Source organism: Tenacibaculum pacificus (genome assembly GCF_027941775.1).
In the GTDB taxonomy this organism is placed as follows: domain Bacteria; phylum Bacteroidota; class Bacteroidia; order Flavobacteriales; family Flavobacteriaceae; genus Polaribacter; species Polaribacter pacificus_A.
The window spans coordinates 2,288,424-2,306,211 of the sequence record NZ_CP115917.1 but is presented as its reverse complement, the minus strand read 5'-3'; the positions used below and the strand labels follow the sequence as shown (position 1 = coordinate 2,306,211).

The window sequence follows — 17,788 nt, the reverse complement described above, 5'->3', positions numbered from 1 at the left end:
TTTTTATAAATCGTATTGTTTTATTTTTCGATATAAAGTTCGTTCAGAAATCCCTAATTCTTTAGCGGCTAACTTTCGTTTGTTGCTGTTTTTTTCTAAGGATTTTCTAATCATTTCAATTTCTTTTTCTTGTAATGATAAGTTTTCATCTTCTTCAATTGTTTCAGCATATTCATAATTATTTTGAGCTGTTGTTGAAGGAGTAGGCGTTGCTTGTCCAATTTGAACAACCTCTATATTTTCATTTTCTGGTTGTTTTTTCTCTTGATAAATACGTTCTATTAAACCGTGATTTTCTTCTTTTACTTGCTCTGTATCATTGCTTTGCATTAAGTCTAATGTCAATTTTTTCAAATCATTGATATCGTTACGCATATCAAACAAAATTTTGTACATGATATCTCGTTCGTTAGCAAAATCAGAATTGTTAGATTTCGTTCCAATAACTGCGGGAAAATTTCCTTTATTTTTTGGAAGATATTGTAATAGTTTTTCCGAAGAAATTAAACGGCTTTCTTCTACTACAGAAATCTGTTCTGCTAAGTTTCTTAATTGACGAATATTACCTGGAAAACGATAATTTAATAATGTTTTTACGGCATCATCTTCTAAGCGAATGGTTGGCATTCGGTATTTTTGAGCAAAATCAGAAGCAAATTTTCTAAATAATAAGTGAATATCTTGCTCTCGTTCTCGCAAAGGCGGTAATTCAATTTCGATTGTACTTAGTCTGTAATATAAATCTTCTCTAAATTTTTCTTTGGATATTGCCTGTTGTATATTTACGTTAGTAGCGGCAACAATACGAACATTTGTTTTTTGTACTTGCGATGATCCTACTTTAATGAACTCTCCATTTTCTAAAACACGTAATAAACGTACTTGAGTTGTTAGTGGTAATTCACCAACTTCATCTAAAAAAATAGTTCCACCATCGGCAACTTCAAAATATCCTTTACGTGTAGCTGTTGCACCTGTAAAAGCTCCTTTTTCATGACCAAATAATTCACTATCAATAGTTCCTTCAGGAATAGCTCCACAGTTTACGGCGATATATTTGGCGTGTTTTCTGTGCGATAATTGATGTATTATTTTAGGAATACTTTCTTTACCAACACCACTTTCTCCTATAACCAATACAGATATATCAGTAGGAGCAACTCGAATGGATTTTTCAATAGCACGATTTAGTTGAGTATCATTACCAATAATTCCAAAACGTTGTTTTATAGCTTGTAAGTTTTCCATTATTTATGTAGTTGCAAAATTTTTAATTTGAAGAGTTTTTTTACTTATTTAAAGTTTTAACGTTGATAAAAATTAACGTTAAAACTTTAAAATAATACTCTTTTAATTATTATCAGAATATCCAATAACAGTTCCTTTTAAGGTTGCAGAAGTACAATCTTCTACTTTTATCATTACAAATTCACCTAATTTGTAATTTTCTTTAGGAAAAACAGCTACGGTATTTTGTGTATTTCTAGCTTTCCATTCATTCGGGTTTTTCTTAGAAGTTCCTTCAATTAAAAACTCTTCGGTTTTTCCTAAATGTTGTTGTGTTCTGTATAAAGCGTGTTCTTGTTGTAAATCGATAATTTCTTGTAAACGTCTTTTCTTTACATCAAAAGGAACATCATCAGGCATTTTATTAGCAGCCAAAGTTCCTGGTCTTTCAGAATATGCAAACATAAAACCGAAGTCATATTTTACATATCGCATTAAATCTAAAGTATCTTGATGATCTTGTTCTGTTTCTCCACAAAAACCAACAATCATATCTTGAGATAAAGACATTTCAGGAATTATTCTGAAAATATTATCAACAAGTTCTTTGTATTCTTCACGCGTGTGTTGACGGTTCATTGCTTTTAACATATTGTTACTTCCACTTTGTACTGGCAAGTGAAGGTATTTACAAATGTTTTTATGTTTTGCCATGGTATGAATTACATCTAAACTCATATCTTGAGGATTAGAAGTTGCAAAACGGAATCTCATTTTAGGAAATTCAGTGGCTGCCATGTCTAATAATTGAGCAAAATCAACAGCAGTAGCTTGCGCCATTTCGGTTGCTTTATTGAAATCTTTTTTCAATCCTCCACCATACCATAAATAACTATCTACGTTTTGACCTAACAAAGTGATTTCTTTAAAATTCTGATCATGCATTGATCTAATTTCTTCTAAAACACTCTTCGGGTCTCTACTTCTTTCACGTCCACGAGTAAACGGAACTACGCAAAAAGTACACATATTGTCGCAACCACGAGTAATAGATACAAATGCCGAAACTCCGTTAGAGTTTAAACGAACAGGTGCAACATCACCATAAGTTTCTTCTTTAGAAAGAATTACGTTTATAGCGTCTCTACCTGCATCAATTTCTTCTAATAAATTAGGTAAATCTCTGTAAGCATCTGGTCCAACAACTAAATCAACTATTTTTTCTTCTTCTAAAAATTTTTCTTTTAGACGTTCTGCCATACATCCTAAAACACCCACTTTCACGGTCGGATTTACTTTTTTAACAGCATTGTATTTTTGTAAACGTTTACGAATAGTTGTTTCTGCTTTTTCTCTAATAGAACAAGTATTTACTAAAACTAAATCTGCTTCTTCTAAAACTTGAGTGGTATTAAAACCTTGTTCAGCCAAAATAGAAGCTACAATTTCGCTGTCGTTCATGTTCATTTGACAACCGTAACTTTCTATAAATAATTTTTTTGAGTTTTCCTCTTTATGTTTTGTTACAAGTGCTTGTCCTTGTATTTTTTCATCGATAACCTTGTCTGTGTGCTCCATATCCATAATAAAAATGATGGCAAAGATACAACCAAAATACAAGTTTTGTGACAAATTGGCAGAAATTTATTATTGATTTATTGCTGTTTTTAACGTGAAATTAAAACAAAAAGTTTTTTTTAAAAAAAACATTCTACTTTTGCAAACTGAAAGCATCATTATAATGTATGCTGTAAAAGAGATAATCTAACAGAGATATGGCAAAGAATTTAGTTATAGTTGAGTCACCAGCAAAGGCAAAAACGATTGAAAAATTCCTAGGAAAAGATTTTCAAGTAGAATCTAGTTATGGTCATATTGCAGATTTGCCATCGAAGGAATTAGGAATTGATGTTGATGGAGATTTTAGTCCAAAATATATAATTTCTGATGATAAAAAACCAGTTGTTAAGAAATTAAAAGCGTTGGCTAAAAAAGCAGAAACTGTTTGGTTAGCAAGTGATGAGGATAGAGAAGGAGAAGCAATTGCTTGGCATTTAAAAGAGCAATTAAATTTGAATGATGATAATACAAAACGTATTGTTTTTCATGAAATTACTAAAAATGCTATTTTAAAAGCTGTTGAAAATCCAAGAGATATTGACTATAATATGGTTAATGCACAACAGGCTCGTAGAGTTTTAGATAGGCTTGTTGGTTATGAATTATCACCAGTTTTATGGCGTAAAGTAAAAGGAGGTTTATCAGCAGGAAGAGTGCAATCTGTTGCGGTTCGTTTAATTGTAGAGAGAGAACGTAGTATTCTTGATTTTAAATCAGAAACACATTATAAGGTTATTGCTCAGTTTGCAAATACCAACGGAAAAACATTTAAAGCAACGATTCCGAAGAATTTTCCTACTAAAAAAACTGCTGAAAATTTCTTAAAATCGTGTGCAAATGCTGATTTTTCTATTGCTGATTTAACTAAAAAACCAGCAAAAAAATCGCCAGCAGCACCATTTACTACATCAACTTTACAGCAAGAGGCTTCTCGTAAATTAGGTTTTCCAGTAGGTAAAACGATGCAAGTTGCACAACGTTTGTACGAAGCAGGTTTAATTACCTATATGAGAACAGATAGTGTTAATTTATCTGATGATGCAAGAAATGCTGCAGAAGAAGAAATAAGTAATTATTACGGAAAAGAATATAGTAAGCAAAGAGTATTCAAGTCGAAAGCAAAAGGTGCACAAGAGGCACATGAGGCTATTCGTCCTACAAATATGAAAATGCATACTATTGATACTGAATATGATCAGAATAGATTATATGATTTAATTTGGAAAAGAACATTAGCCTCTCAAATGAGTGATGCGCAATTAGAGCGTACCAATGTAAAAATAGCCAATTCTGAAAATACAAAAATATTTACCGCAAACGGTGAAATGATTAAGTTTGATGGTTTCTTAAAAGTGTATTTAGAAGGAACAGATAACGAAGAAGAAGAGCAAGCTGGTATGTTACCAAACTTAACTACTGGTGAAAATTTAGCTTATAATTTTATTAATGCAACACAACGTTTTACAAGTCCTCCTTACCGTTTTACAGAAGCATCTTTAGTAAAACAATTAGAAGAATTAGGTATTGGTAGACCATCAACTTATGCACCAACAATTTCTACAGTACAACGAAGAGGTTATGTAGAAAAAGGAGAAAATGAAGGTTTAGAACGAAATTATGAGCAGATGATTCTGTCTAATGGAGTTGTTGAAAGTGATTTATTGACCGAAAAAACAGGTTCAAATAAAAATAAATTAGTTCCTACGGATATTGGAAATATTGTAAATGATTTCTTAGTTGCAAATTTCTCAAATATTTTAGATTTTGGTTTTACAGCAAGAGTTGAAAATTCTTTTGATGATATTTCAGAAGGAGATGAAGATTGGATAGAGATGATTAAAGGTTTTTATATCGATTTTCATAAAACAGTTGAAGATGTAAAAGAAAATGCCGAAAGAGAAAGCGGTGAGCGTATTTTAGGTAAACATCCTGAATCAGGAAAAACAGTTTTAGTTCGTTTAGGAAAGTTTGGACCAATTGCACAAATTGGAGCTCCTGAAGATGAAGAAAAACAATTTGCAAGTTTAAATAAAAATCAAAACTTAGGAACTATAACGATGGAAGAAGCATTAGAATTGTTCTTGCTTCCGAAAACTTTAGGAACTTATGAAGATGAAGAAGTAATTGTTTCTAACGGACGTTTTGGACCTTATATTAAGTTTGGGGCAATGTTTGTTTCTTTAGATAAAGGTGAAAACCCTATGGAAGTAGATTTACCAAGAGCTGAAGAGTTAATCGTAGCAAAGCAAAAAGCAGATGCGCCAATTTATCATTATGAAGAATTACCTGTTCAAAAAGGTGTTGGTCGTTTTGGTCCTTTCTTAAAGTGGAATTCGATATTTATCAATGTTAGTAAAAAATACGATTTTGATAATCTTTCAGATGCTGATATTGTTGAATTAATTGAAGTTAAAAAACAGAAAGAAATTGATAAAGTATTACAGAACTGGGAAGATGTTGAAATTCGAGTAGAAAAAGCACGTTGGGGTCGCTTTAATGTCATCAAAGGAAAAATAAAAGTAGAGATGCCTAAAACTACTGATGTTGAAAAAATGACAAAAGAAGAAGCTATAAAGATAATTGAGGCAAAAACACCTAAAAAGAAAGTAGTAAAAAAGAAAGTGGTGAAAAAGAAATAAAATAGCTCGTAAAAAAATAGTTTAGTATATTGCAAGCATCTTAAAGCCCCTAATAATAATGGATTTCAATTTTTTAACACCTATAAATGACACTGTAGTTGCGCATCTAATATCGCAGTCTATGAAGTCTTTAGGTCAAAATATTGCTATTCATACTACTGGAAATGGTTTACCTGATTTATCAGAAGTAAATATTGCTATTATAGGAATAAAAGACGGTAGAGGAGCTCCTGATAACGAAGGTTGTGGAGAGAACTTACAATATATTCGTGAAAAACTATATCAATTATTTCCTGGAAACTGGCAAACTAAAATAGCCGATTTAGGAAATATAAAGCAAGGAGATACAATTAAAGACACTTATTTTGCAGTAAGCTCTTCTGTTGAGTATTTGCTAAAGAAAAAAATAATACCTATATTAATAGGCGGTAGTCAAGATTTGACCTACGCAAATTATAGAGGTTATGATTCTTTAGATCAAACAATTAATTTAGTATCAGTAGATAGTAAGTTTGATTTAGGTGCTATGAATGAGAATTTACGATCTAGCTCATTTTTAAGTAAAATCATTATGGAACAGCCTAATAATTTATTTAATTATAGTAATATAGGATACCAAACTTATTTTAATTCACAAGAAGAAATAGAGTTATTAGATAGACTTTATTTTGATGCATTTAGGCTAGGTGAAGTTAAGGATATCACTTTAGTAGAGCCTATTATGAGAGATGCTGATATTGTTAGTATTGATATTAGTGCCGTACGTCAAAGTGAGGCACCAGGAAACAAAAATGCATCTCCAAATGGTTTTTATGGCGAAGAAATTTGTGCAATTTCAAGATATGCGGGAATTAGTGATAAGGTAACTTCTTTTGGTATTTATGAATATAATAGTATATTGGACTCAAATTATCAAACAGCAAATTTAATAGCCCAAATGATTTGGTGTTTTATTGAAGGTGTTAATGCCAGGGCTAAGGACTATCCCTTTGTAACAAAGGAAAATTATCATAAATTTACGGTATTATTAACAGATGATGATCCTATAAATTTTTATAAAAGTGATAAAAGTGGACGTTGGTGGATGGAAATAAATATGATTTCAAATACTAAATACAAAAGACATTGCGTTAGTACCTTGTAACTATAAAGATTACAAACAAGCATTAGAAAGAAAAATGCCAGATAGATGGTATAAAGCGTTACAAAAACTTGTTTAAAAATAACTTGTTTTTGTTTATAAAAAAAGTAATTGTTTTTTATTAAAAAAAATAATAGGTTTACCATTCCCTTTTATAAGAAAGATATAATATGAAGAAAGTAGTAATATTTACATTGTTAGTGTCTCTAATTTACGCTTGTGGTTCAAGTGGTGATAGAGGAGAGTTAGTAGGAGATAAGTCTAAAAGAAAGTGGTTTGCTGAAAAACCATTTGGAATGGCTAAAATACCTGGAGGCTCTTTCACAATGGGTAAACAAGATGAAGATGCGTTAGGAGCGATGAATGCACCAACTAAAACAGTAACTGTTCAACCATTTTATATGGATGAAACTGAAATAACAAATAGCGAATACAAGCAATTTGTGTTTTGGGTAAGAGATTCTATTACTCGAACAAAATTAGCGTATCAAGCAGAGTTTGCTTCAGGAGGAGGTGATGAAGAAGGTTCTGATAAGAATGCTAAAGGTATTCAATTATATGCTTTTGCTTCAAAAGATACTGTAAACGAAACACCATATGCAAAATATATGCGTGAAAATTATTATGAATTAGGTGAGGGATTAGATTCTTTAAAACCATTAAACTGGAATGAAGAACTTGCTTGGGAACAACAAGAGTACCCTGATGCTGATTATGTAGAAGTAATGGATTCATTATACATTAAAAAAGATGAATCGTTAAATGGAATAAGAACTTTTAATACTAAGTTTTTAAATTACAGATATTACTGGTTTGATAATGAACAAGCAGCTAAGACAGGTAAGAATAGAAAAGATTTTATGAAAGATGAAGTAATTAATGTTTATCCAGATACTACTGTTTGGATTAAAGATTTTAATTATTCATATAACGATCCAATGCACCAAGAGTATTTTGCTCATAAAGCTTACGAGGATTATCCTGTAGTTGGAGTTACATGGAATCAAGCAAAAGCATTCTGTCATTGGAGAACACAAACAAAAAATAAATTTCAACGTTCTAAAAAACAATTAGGATTAGTTCCTTCTTTTAGATTACCTACAGAAGCAGAATGGGAATATGCTGCTCGTGGTGGATTAAACTTTGGGAAATACCCTTGGGGTGGACCAAGTACAACAAGTGATAGAGGTTGTTTTTTAGCAAACTTTAAACCTGTACGTGGTGATTATGCTGCCGATGGAGCTTTATATACTGTAGAAGCAAATTCGTATAATGCAAATGAATATGGTTTGTTTAACATGTCAGGAAATGTTTCTGAATGGACAAATACAGCGTATAATCAAATGTCTTACTATATGGGGTCAACAATGAATCCTAATGTAGAAATTAAAGAAAATCGTAGAAAAATTATTCGTGGAGGTTCTTGGAAAGATGTTGCATACTTTTTAGAAGTAAGTTCTCGTGATTGGGAATATGCAGATACTGCAAGAAGTTATATAGGATTTAGAACTGTACAAGATTATTTAGGTACAAATAAAAGCAAATAAACAATAATTAATATTAATCATTAACAATAACCCCCAACAAAAAAACAAACAATTATGGCACAATCGAAAACAACTAAGAAAATTTTTAACATGATGTATGGTTTAGGAGCTTCTGTAGTAATACTAGGAGCACTATTTAAAATCATGCACTTTAAAATCGGTCCATTAACAGGAGGGTTAATGTTAACATTAGGTTTAGTTGTAGAGGCAATTATTTTTGCTGTTTCAGCATTTGAACCGATAGAAGAGGAATTAGATTGGTCAAAAGTATATCCAGAATTAGCCGGTGGTGATTCATTAGGTAACAATAAAGCTACTGCTGCTATTGCTCCAGAACAAACTCAGAGTATGTTATCTGAAAAATTAGATAATATTTTAAAAGAAGCGAAGTTAGATGCTACTTTAATTTCTAGTTTAGGAGATAGTATTAAGAATTTTCAAGGTGCTGCAGAAGGATTAACAGCTACATCAAAAACTGTATCTTCTACAAACCAATACAACGAGCAAATGTCTATGGCAGCTGCTAAATTAGAGTCTTTAAACGGATTATATACTACGCAAGTTGAAAATGCAAGTAAGCAATCAGACTTAAATTCTTCTTTAGTTGAAAACTCTCAACGTTTACAAGAACAAATGCAATCATTAGCAACTAACTTATCTTCTTTAAACGGAGTATATGGAGGAATGTTAACGGCAATGTCAACTAAATAATTAATTAGTTTATCTAATTTTTATTAACTAAACTAAACAAATTAATTAAGATGGCAGGAGGAAAACAGTCACCAAGGCAAAGGATGGTAAACTTAATGTACCTTGTATTTATTGCGATGCTAGCAATGAACATGAGTAAAGAAGTTTTATCAGCATTTGGATTAATGAATGAAAAATTATCGGATTCTAATATTAGAGCAACCGAGAAAAATAAAGCATCGTATGCAACTTTAGCTCAAAAAGCATCTGAGCAAGCAAAGCAATATGGTGAAGCTAAAGTGAAAACTGATAAGCTTAGAGGTATGGCAGATGAATTTTTTGCTTATATCGCAGATTTAAAAACTCAAATGACGAGTGAAATAGAAGATAAGAAAGCTTATGAATCTATGGATAAGTCTGGTTTTTTAGATCAATATTTTTTCGCTAGTGGAAAAATTACACCTAAAGGAAAAGAATTTGTAGATAAAGTAAATCAGTTTAGAGAGCAATCTTTAGCTGTTTTAGGAAAATCTGAATTATCAAGTGTAGTAGCTGCTCGTTTTAACACAAATAATGTTAAAAATAAAGAAGGAAAATCAATTGATTGGTTAAAATACAATTATGAAGGATTTCCTTTAATTGCGTCATTAACTAAGTTAACACAAATTCAGTCTGATATTAAAACTACTGAAGCAGATGCTTTAACGGCTTTATTACAAGGTGAATTAGAAAGTGCAGTATCTTTAAAAAATTACGAAGCAATGGTGATTTTTGATAAGAATGCATATTATCCAGGAGAAAAATTATCTGGTAAAATTGTTTTAGGTAAAAAAGATGATAATTTAACTGCTGAAAAAGTTGTTGTTAATGGTAAAGTAATTGCTGCTGACAAAATAAAAGCTGGACAGGTTATTTTAGATGGTCCTGCAGGATCAGTAGGAGATAAAGAACTAAAAGGAGAATTCCAATTTATGGAAAATGATTCTTTAGTTAGTATCCCTATTTTAGGAGGATATTCAGTTATTCCTAAGCCTAATGAAGCAGTTGTTTCTGCTGATAAAATGAATGTTGTTTACCGTGGTTTATCTAATCCATTAACTATATCTGTACCAGGTGTATCAGGAAATAAAGTTTCTGCATCAGCTCCAGGTTTAAAAAGAGTTAAAGGAGATAAATATGTAATGAACCCAGGTAGTGGAAGTGAAGTAACTATTAGAGTTTCTGCAACATTACCAGGAGGAGGAAAAATCAGTACTCCAAAGAAATACAGAATTAAAGATATACCACCAGCTGTTGGTATGGTAAGAAATCAATATGGTACGGTAAAAATGCCAAAAGCAAGTTTAGCTAAAATTAATGTAGCTGCTGGTTTACCTGATTTCTTATTCGATTTAAAATTAAATGTATCTAGTTTTAAAATTAAAGTTCCAGGACAGGTAACAATTCCTGTAAATGGAAGAAACTTAAATGCTAGAGCAAAGCAGGCACTTGCTAAAGCCAGAAGAAATGATTTAATTGTTATTTATGATATTAAAGCATCTGTTTCTGGGTCTAATTACAAGATCAAAAAAGTGTTACCTGTAAGTATAGAGATTACTAATTAATAAGTAAAAAATTTAAAGTATGAATTGGAAGCGTTTTTATATGGTTTTATTTGCCCTTGCAACTACAAGTTATGTAGGTGCTCAGGCTAACCTTTTAAACTCTAAAAAGGTTGATGAGATTGGATTTAAATCTGAAGCCCAAATTGCTTCAGAAGATGACAAACCACTTCCTTATGGCTATATTAGCGATAGAGATGTGTTATGGTCTAAAGTGGTGTGGGAATATGTAGATATAAATCAAAAGATCAATTTACCTTATTATTATCCAGTTGATACTACAAATGCAGGTTTAGTAAGACGTTCATTATTTGACACCTTATTAAAAGGTATTCGTAACGGTGAAATCACAGAGGTATATAGTGATTCTTATTTCACAACAAAAATAGGAATGGACGAAATTAAATCTATGACTTACAATGAACGTGACGATGGTTACGGAAATATGGATGCTTATTCTTTACAATCTGCCGATATTAAAGGTTATATGTTAAAAGGAATTTGGTATTTTGATAAACGAGGAGGAGAATTAAAGTATCGTATATTGGCTATGTCGCCAATGGGTCCTGATGTTCAAGTTCTTGGAGTAGAAGGAATTGATGACAAAGATAGTGCGTATGAATTGTTCTGGGTGTTTTTCCCAGATGCAAGAGAAACATTACATGCATCTAAGGTATTTAATCCTGTAAACTCATCGAAACCATTGTCTTATGATAATCTTTTAAATGCTAGAAGATTTAATTCAACAATAATAAAAGAAGAGAATATTTACGGAGATAGAGAAATTAAAGAATATGTTCGAGGAAATTCTTTATTTCAATTATTAGAAGCTGATAGAATCAAAGAAGGTATTCGTAATCGAGAAATGGATATGTGGAATTATTAATCACATATTTTTATAAAATTAAAAAGAGCTTGCATCGCAAGCTCTTTTTTTTGCGATAAATAGTATTATTTTCGCATTATGAATATTGATGTAGATTATATTATAGTAGGTTTAGGTTTAGCAGGAATCGCTTTTACAGAAGAGTTATTAAAAGCGAATAAATCATTTGTAGTTTTTGAAAATAATTCACAAACTTCTTCTTTGGTTGCAGGAGGTGTATATAATCCTGTTATTTTAAAACGATTTAATGCCGTTTGGAATGCGCATCAGCAAATAGAAACAGCACTACCTTTTTACAAAAATTTAGAAAAAAAATTAAATGTAAAATTAGACTATAAATTCTCTATAAAAAAAGCCTTTACCAGTATTGGAGATGAGAATAATTGGTTTTCTGCTTTAGATAAACCAACATTGTTACATTATATGAATCCTGTAATTAGTAAAGAAAAAGTTGCAGGTGTTATTGGTGATTTAGGTTTCGGTGAACTTACAGGAACTGGAAGAATAGACACCGCTTTATTAGTGAAATCATATAGAAATTATATAGAAAATTCAAAGAGATTAATAACTGAATCTTTTGATTATTCAGAAATAACTGTTTTAGAAGATGGAATTAAGTATCAAAATATAACAGCAAAGAAAATAATTTTTTGTGAAGGTTTTGGAATTACTAAAAATCCATTTTTTAATCACTTACCCTTAAATGAAGCAAAAGGAGAAACAATAACAATACACGCTCCTGAGTTAAAAATTGATTTTTTATTAAAATCAAGTGCTTTTGTAATGCCTTTAGGAAATGATTACTATAAAGTTGGAGCTACTTTTAATTGGACAGATAAAACCTGTAATCCAACGGAAGAAGCAAAGGAAGAGTTAATCGATAAGTTGAAAAAAGTACTTACGGTTCCTTACACCATAACAGGACACACCGCAGGAATTAGACCAACAGTAAATGATAGAAGACCTATGGTAGGTACTCATCCAAAACACAAATCATTAGTAGTTTTAAACGGTTTAGGAACACGTGGTGTTATGATTGGACCAACAATTGCTAAAAACTTATTTAATCACTTGGAAAATGGAAGTGAATTAGATGTTGATATCGATATAAAAAGATTTGATTAAAAATTATTTTTTTAAGATAATTTCTTAACATTTTTATCATAAGCAATAAAAATATTTATCCAAATAATTCTAGACAAGCGTAATGTAAACGGTGTTAAAAGTAACGATACAATTATAATCGTAATAAAACTCTGTAAAATAGTTAAGCCGATAAACATTTTAGCTATAATAAAAATAGCAACAAATAAAGCTACTGCTAATCCATAATTTACATACATTGCTCCAAAGAAAAAAGATGGTTCCATCATGTATTTTAAATCACATTTTGGACAGTTATCATGTAATTTAGTGATTTTTTTAGGGTTAATCGTCATTTTATATTTGAAGAATTCACCTTCATGACATCTAGGGCATTTACCTTTTAAAATACTGTATAATTTGCTTCCTCTTTTAAACATAATCAAATTTAAATTTACATACTTTTGCAAAGGTAAATTTTTTATCAATCTTTATAAGTAACAATTATCACATATATATGTTAAACGTACACAATTTATCAGTTTCTTTTATGGGTTCTGATTTGTTTTCAGGAATCACTTTTAAGTTAAATAAAGGAGATCGAATTGGATTGATAGGAAAAAATGGAGCTGGGAAATCTACGCTATTAAAAGTGCTATCCAAAGATATTGAAACTAGTGGTGGTACCATGGCTTTTGATAAAGATATCCGTATGGGCTTTTTACGTCAGGATATCGATTTTATCGAAGGAAGAACAATTTTAGAAGAAGCATATCAAGCTTTTGAAGAAATTAAAGAAATAGAGTTAAAGTTAGATGATATTAATAATCAACTAGCTACAAGAACTGATTATGAAAGTGAAGAATATAGCCAGTTAATTATTGATTTAACAGATTTAACTGAGCGTTATGAACTTTTAGGTGGATATAATTATCAAGGTGATACTGAGAAGATTTTACAAGGTTTAGGATTTAAACGTGAAGATTTTGATAAGTTAACTAGTACTTTTTCTGGTGGATGGAGAATGCGTATCGAATTAGCTAAATTATTATTACAAAGTAATGATATTTTACTATTAGATGAGCCTACCAATCACTTAGATATTGAATCTATTATTTGGTTAGAGAACTTTTTAAAATCATATTCTGGAGCTATTGTATTGGTTTCGCGTGATAAAATGTTTTTAGATAACGTAACTAACAGAACTATTGAAATTTCATTAGGACAAATTTACGATTACAAAAAACCATATTCTGAATTTTTGATATTAAGAGCTGAAATTAAAGAAAAACAATTACAAGCACAGAAAAATCAAGAAAAAGAGATTAAGCAAAAACAACATTTAATCAATAAATTTAAAGCAAAAGCAAGTAAAGCTTCAATGGCGCAGTCGTTGATGAAACAACTTGATAAAGTTCAAATTATTGAGGTTGATGGCGATGATAATGCAGCAATGAATGTAAAGTTTGCAATATCAAAAGAACCAGGTAAAATTATTGTTGAAGCAGACGGTTTATGTAAAAGTTATGGCGATAAACATGTTTTAGAAGACGTTGATTTAATGATTGAACGTAACAGTAAAATTGCTTTTGTTGGTCAAAACGGACAAGGTAAATCTACTTTAGCAAAAATGATGGTTGGTGAAATTCCGTTTGAAGGAAATCTAAAATTAGGTCATAATGTTGAAATAGGATATTTTGCTCAAAATCAATCTGAAGAATTACCGCCAGAAAAAACGGTTTTAGAAATTATGGAAGATGCCGCTTCTGACACTAACAGAATGCGTGTTAGAGACATGTTAGGTTCTTTCTTATTTGGTGGAGATGCTGTTGATAAAAAAGCAAAAGTATTATCAGGAGGCGAGCGTAACCGTTTAGCGTTATGTAAATTATTATTATCACCATTTAACGTGTTGGTAATGGATGAGCCTACAAATCACTTGGATATAGCCTCTAAAACAGTATTAAAAACTGCTTTAAAAAATTTTGATGGAACATTAATAGTTGTATCTCACGATAGAGATTTTTTACAAGGTTTAACATCAACTGTTTACGGTTTTAAAGATAAAGAAATTAAAGAATATTTAGGTGATATTGATTATTTCTTAGAACAGCATAAGATGGAAAATCTTAGAGAAGCTGAAAAAAGAACAGTTGTTAAAACTGAAAAACCAACGGCTAAAAAAGAGGCGTATCAATTATCTAGAGAGCAAGAAAAAGAGTTGAAAAAGCTTAAAAATAAGTTATCTAAAACTGAAACTGAAATTGCAGATTTAGAAACTGAAATTGCTAAAATAGATTTAGAATTAGCAAATAATTATGATGAAGTTTCTGCTCGTCCTAATTTCTTTGAAAAATATAAAGCTAAAAAAGCATCATTAGATAATTTAATGGCTGAATGGGAAAAAATAGAAGAACAAGTTTCTAATTTTTAAATTTTAGTTTTTATAAAATTGTATTATAAAAAACTACTTACAACAATCTTAAATGATTTTAGTAAGTAGTTTTTTTATTAAAAATTAGAAAAAAATAATTATTTTATTCGTAATAATGGATGATTTAATCCACCAACTTCATTTTTAATAACTTCATATTTATCGATATTTTCAAAAAGTCTGGTTAGGTTTTTAAAACCATAACTTCTAGGGTCAAAACTTGGGTCAATTTTTCTAATATTTAAACCTAATGTAGAAATATAGGCATTTTCCTCTTCGTTTGTAGAAATATCAAAAGCCTTATCAATCGTTTTTAAATCTGTTCTTGATAATCTTACTTTCTCTATAATTTCTTTACTTTTTATATTGGTATTTTGTTTTATTGATTTTACAGTTTTATTTTGATTATTTGATTCATTTTGAATAATTTGTTCATTTTTTAGGTTTTCAGTAAACGTGAAAACTTCACAAGATTTTACAAAAGCCTCAGGAGTTTTTTTCTCGCCAATTCCCATTACAAAAAGTCCTTCCTCTCTAATTCGTTTTGCAAGTCCTGTGTAATCGCTATCACTAGAAACAATGCAAAAACCTTCTGTGTTTTTTCCGTGTAAAATATCCATAGCATCAATAATTAATGAGCCATCCGTAGAGTTTTTACCAGTAGTATAAGAAAATTTTTGAATTGGGCTGATAGAATGTTGATTAATAATAGCTTTCCAAGTATTCATTTGCGGAGTTGTCCAATCACCATAAATTCTTCGGATAGTTGCTTTTCCGTATTTTGATACTTCTTCTATAATTTCCTTTAATAATTTGGGTTGTGCATTGTCTCCGTCTATAAGTACTGCTATATTAAATTTATTTTCCATTTCTTTTTTTTGATGTTTAGCATTAAAATAAAATTAACGCATAAAGCTAAGTTCGTGTTTTTTTATCAATAAATCAATTTTATTACTGATGCTTAAATGTTTATATTTTTATAAAAAGCACTAAAAATAAATGTATTTCATCTTTTTTTGATAAAAAATCAAAACTGTAATAGTGATTGATTAAATGATATTTCTAGTATTTTAGCAAAAAATAAAGAGGTATTGAATACTAATAATGAACTTTTGTTTCAGCAGATTTTTAGAAGTGAAAATCAACAGGTTTTTTTGCCCATTTTGAAAGAAAAAAATATTGAATTGTTTCTCAAAAGAGAAGATGAAATTCATCCGTTTGTTTCAGGGAATAAGTTTCGGAAATTAAAATATAATATTGAAGAAGCCAAAAATCAGCAAAAAAAAACATTGTTAACTTTTGGAGGTGCATTTTCAAATCATATTGTAGCAACTGCCGTAGCAGGAAATTTAGCAGGTTTTAAAACTATTGGAATTATCCGTGGTGATGAATTAGGAAAAGATTTTGAAAAGACATTATCAGGAAACTCAAGTTTAAAAGAAGCGCATCAAAATGGGATGGAATTTAAGTTTGTTTCAAGAGAAATTTATCGAAATAAAACATCCGAAGAATTTATACAAGAATTGAAAAATGAATTTGGTAATTTTTATTTAATTCCTGAAGGTGGTACAAATACTCTGGCAATTAAAGGTTGTGAAGAAATCTTAACTGAACAAGACAATAAATTCGATTATATTTGTAGTGCAATAGGAACTGGAGGAACTATTTCAGGTTTGATAAATTCAGCTAAAGAACATCAAAAAGTATTTGGTTTTCCTGCTTTAAAAGGTGATTTTTTACAAAAAGAAGTTGAAGATTTAGTAAGTATTCAAAATAATTGGCGTCTACAAACTGAATATCATTTTGGAGGTTACGGAAAATACAATGAAGAATTAATTCATTTTATAAATGAGTTTAAATTAGCAACTAATATTCCACTAGACCCTATTTATACAGGTAAAATGCTGTACGGAATTTTAGAAATGATTAAAAAAGATTTTTTTGAAGAAAATAGCCGAATTTTAGCAATTCATACAGGAGGTTTACAAGGTATTAGAGGAGTAAATCAAAAATTAAAGCGTAAAAATAAAGAGTTAATTATAATTTAATGAGAATACAGTCAGTTTTTTATATCGTAGTAAGTATATTTTTTTTAGTAAGTTGTGGTTCAAACAAAAACATAGTTTCAAAACCTCGAAAAAAAGTAGTAATTCAACCTAAAGAAGAAGTTGTTCCTGAAATACATCAGTTAGAGCAAATAATTAATACACCGTTAAAAACGAGTGCAAATCATACTGAAGCGTATATTCAAAAATTTGCACCTATTGCTGTTAAAAAAATGCACGAACACAATATTCCTGCAAGTATTACTTTAGCACAAGGTGTTTTAGAATCAGGAAGTGGAAGAAGTGCTTTGGCTATTCGTTCAAATAATCATTTTGGAATAAAATGTCATAAAGGTTGGCAAGGAAAAAGTGTAACACATGATGATGATGAGATAGGAGAGTGTTTTAGAAAATATAAATATCCGCAAACTTCTTATGAAGATCATTCGCAGTTTTTAATTTCGAGAAGTCGTTATGCAAGTTTATTTAAATTAGGACATACCAATTATAAAGGTTGGGCTTATGGATTAAGAAAAGCAGGTTATGCAACAGATAAACGATATCCACAGAAATTAATATCGATTATCAATAAATATAATTTATCAAAATATGACAGAATTAAAAACCCTTCAATACAAGCTAAAAAAACAATATCAAAAGTAGCTTATCATAGTGTTAAAAAAGGAGATACTTTGTATTCTATTGCTAGAAAATATCAAATATCGGTTAGTGATTTAAAAAGATTTAACAGTCTTACTGATAATAGTATAAGTATTGGTGAAAAATTAGTAGTTAACTAAAAATAGTTTTTTATAAATATTAAAAAAGTCGTTATTCGAGGTTTTTCTCAGAATAACGACTTTTTTTGATTGTTA

General features: G+C 30.0%; 14 protein-coding genes. 10 read left to right on the top strand and 4 right to left on the bottom strand.

What is annotated here, in order from left to right; translation table 11 throughout:
• Positions 1–3 precede the first annotated feature (3 nt).
• Both PG913_RS10505 and miaB read right to left on the bottom strand, forming a co-directional pair.
• Positions 4–1,248 (bottom strand): sigma 54-interacting transcriptional regulator, encoded by a 1,245-nt coding sequence (locus PG913_RS10505; RefSeq protein ID WP_271230661.1) that lies wholly within the window; start codon positions 1,246–1,248, stop codon positions 4–6.
• 102 nt (positions 1,249–1,350) lie between these two features.
• On the bottom strand, positions 1,351–2,805 hold the full coding sequence (miaB, locus tag PG913_RS10500; protein WP_271230660.1) for a tRNA (N6-isopentenyl adenosine(37)-C2)-methylthiotransferase MiaB: 1,455 nt from the start codon (positions 2,803–2,805) through the stop codon (positions 1,351–1,353).
• Between the two features lie 197 nt (positions 2,806–3,002).
• Here miaB and topA point away from each other — a divergent pair, with 197 nt between their 5' ends.
• From topA to PG913_RS10465, 7 genes are all read left to right on the top strand, one after another.
• Positions 3,003–5,486 (top strand): type I DNA topoisomerase, encoded by a 2,484-nt coding sequence (topA, locus tag PG913_RS10495; RefSeq protein ID WP_271230659.1) that lies wholly within the window; start codon positions 3,003–3,005, stop codon positions 5,484–5,486.
• Positions 5,487–5,544: 58 nt separating this feature from the next.
• On the top strand, positions 5,545–6,630 hold the full coding sequence (locus tag PG913_RS10490; RefSeq protein ID WP_333780760.1) for a formimidoylglutamase: 1,086 nt from the start codon (positions 5,545–5,547) through the stop codon (positions 6,628–6,630).
• Positions 6,631–6,797: 167 nt separating this feature from the next.
• Positions 6,798–8,174: a T9SS ring complex lipoprotein PorK/GldK gene (porK, locus tag PG913_RS10485; RefSeq protein ID WP_271230658.1), complete on the top strand. Its 1,377-nt coding sequence runs from the start codon at positions 6,798–6,800 to the stop codon at positions 8,172–8,174.
• Positions 8,175–8,228: 54 nt separating this feature from the next.
• Positions 8,229–8,885 (top strand): type IX secretion system motor protein PorL/GldL, encoded by a 657-nt coding sequence (porL, locus tag PG913_RS10480; protein WP_271230657.1) that lies wholly within the window; start codon positions 8,229–8,231, stop codon positions 8,883–8,885.
• A gap of 50 nt (positions 8,886–8,935) precedes the next feature.
• Positions 8,936–10,468 carry a type IX secretion system motor protein PorM/GldM gene (gene porM / locus PG913_RS10475; RefSeq protein ID WP_271230656.1) on the top strand — a complete coding sequence of 511 codons (1,533 nt, stop codon included), beginning with the start codon at positions 8,936–8,938 and terminating at the stop codon, positions 10,466–10,468.
• Positions 10,469–10,487: 19 nt separating this feature from the next.
• On the top strand, positions 10,488–11,351 hold the full coding sequence (gene porN, locus PG913_RS10470; protein WP_271230655.1) for a type IX secretion system ring subunit PorN/GldN: 864 nt from the start codon (positions 10,488–10,490) through the stop codon (positions 11,349–11,351).
• Positions 11,352–11,435: 84 nt separating this feature from the next.
• Entirely contained in the window at positions 11,436–12,476 is a 1,041-nt protein-coding gene (locus PG913_RS10465; RefSeq protein WP_271232166.1) for an NAD(P)/FAD-dependent oxidoreductase, read from the top strand.
• 11 nt (positions 12,477–12,487) lie between these two features.
• On the opposite strand, the gene PG913_RS10460 is transcribed toward PG913_RS10465, so the two are convergent.
• Positions 12,488–12,874 (bottom strand): DUF983 domain-containing protein, encoded by a 387-nt coding sequence (locus PG913_RS10460; RefSeq protein WP_271230654.1) that lies wholly within the window; start codon positions 12,872–12,874, stop codon positions 12,488–12,490.
• Positions 12,875–12,951: 77 nt separating this feature from the next.
• On the opposite strand from PG913_RS10460, the gene PG913_RS10455 reads away from it, so the two are divergent.
• Positions 12,952–14,868 (top strand): ABC-F family ATP-binding cassette domain-containing protein, encoded by a 1,917-nt coding sequence (locus PG913_RS10455; RefSeq protein ID WP_271230653.1) that lies wholly within the window; start codon positions 12,952–12,954, stop codon positions 14,866–14,868.
• Between the two features lie 98 nt (positions 14,869–14,966).
• Here PG913_RS10455 and PG913_RS10450 read toward each other — a convergent pair whose 3' ends face one another.
• Positions 14,967–15,737, bottom strand: a complete 771-nt coding sequence (locus tag PG913_RS10450) for an NYN domain-containing protein (protein WP_271230652.1) — start codon at positions 15,735–15,737, stop codon at positions 14,967–14,969.
• A gap of 255 nt (positions 15,738–15,992) precedes the next feature.
• Here PG913_RS10450 and PG913_RS10445 point away from each other — a divergent pair, with 255 nt between their 5' ends.
• Together PG913_RS10445 and PG913_RS10440 are read left to right on the top strand one after the other, a co-directional pair.
• On the top strand, positions 15,993–16,916 hold the full coding sequence (locus PG913_RS10445) for a 1-aminocyclopropane-1-carboxylate deaminase/D-cysteine desulfhydrase (RefSeq protein WP_271232165.1): 924 nt from the start codon (positions 15,993–15,995) through the stop codon (positions 16,914–16,916).
• Positions 16,916–17,713, top strand: a complete 798-nt coding sequence (locus tag PG913_RS10440) for a glucosaminidase domain-containing protein (protein ID WP_271230651.1) — start codon at positions 16,916–16,918, stop codon at positions 17,711–17,713. Before PG913_RS10445 ends, PG913_RS10440 begins: the two co-directional genes overlap by 1 nt.
• Positions 17,714–17,788: the final 75 nt, after the last annotated feature.